The sequence below is a fragment of the Phenylobacterium sp. genome (genome assembly GCF_041916435.1).
Taxonomy (GTDB): Bacteria; Pseudomonadota; Alphaproteobacteria; order Caulobacterales; family Caulobacteraceae; genus Phenylobacterium.
Genome location: NZ_JAYRZM010000036.1, coordinates 1 through 1,053 on the forward strand (window position 1 = coordinate 1; position 1,053 = coordinate 1,053).

The window sequence follows — 1,053 nt, forward strand, 5'->3', positions numbered from 1 at the left end:
ACGGCATCCTGTACCTGTTCAAGAAGAACAAGGTCAGCTTCTTCCATGGCCGTGGTTCGTTCGTGAAGGCCGTTCCACCCGGTGAGGGTGGAACCTCCGGTTCCACGGGCGGCTACGAGATCAAGGTCACGGGCGCCACCGAAGAGACCCTGGTGGGCAAGCAGGTCATCGTCGCCACGGGCTCCAACGCCCGCGCGCTGCCCGGCGTGGCGTTCGACGAGGAGAACATCCTGTCGAACGACGGCGCGCTGCGCATCGGCGCCGTGCCGAAGAAGCTTGGCGTGATCGGCTCGGGCGTGATCGGCCTGGAGATGGGCTCGGTCTGGCGCCGTCTGGGCGCCGAGGTGACTGTGCTCGAAGGCCTGCCCACCTTCCTGGGCGCGGTCGATGAGCAGATCGCCAAGGAAGCCAAGAAGGCCTTCGACAAGCAGGGCCTGAAGATCGAGCTGGGCGTAAAGATCGGCGACATCAAGACCGGCAAGAAGGGCGTGAGCGTGGCCTACACCAACGCCAAGGGCGAGGCCCAGGCGCTGGAGGTTGACAAGCTCATCGTCTCCATCGGCCGCGTGCCCAACACCATCGGCCTGAACGCCGAGGCCGTGGGCCTGCAGCTCGACGAACGCGGTGCCATCGTGGTGGACGGCGACTGCAAGACCAACCTGCCCGGCGTATGGGCCGTGGGCGACGTGGTGCGCGGCCCCATGCTGGCGCACAAGGCCGAGGAAGAGGGCGTTGCCGTGGCCGAGCGCATCGCCGGCCAGCACGGGCATGTCAACTTCAACACCATCCCCTGGGTCATCTACACCAGCCCCGAGATCGCCTGGGTGGGCCGCACCGAGCAGCAACTCAAGGCGGACGGCGTGAAGTACAAGGCCGGCACGTTCCCGTTCCTGGCCAACGGCCGCGCGCGCGCGCTGGGCGACACCACCGGCATGGTCAAGTTCCTGGCCGATGCCGCCACGGACGAGATCCTGGGCGTGCACATCGTCGGCCCCATGGCCAGCGAGCTGATCGCCGAGGCCGTGGTGGCCATGGAGTTCAAGGCCAGCGCCG

General features: G+C 67.2%; 1 protein-coding gene. It reads left to right on the forward strand.

Annotated features, from left to right (window positions below; translation table 11 throughout):
• Window positions 1-1,053, forward strand: a 1,053-nt coding sequence (locus ACE3TA_RS22655) for an FAD-dependent oxidoreductase (protein WP_374576589.1), incomplete at both ends; no start/stop codon positions are given.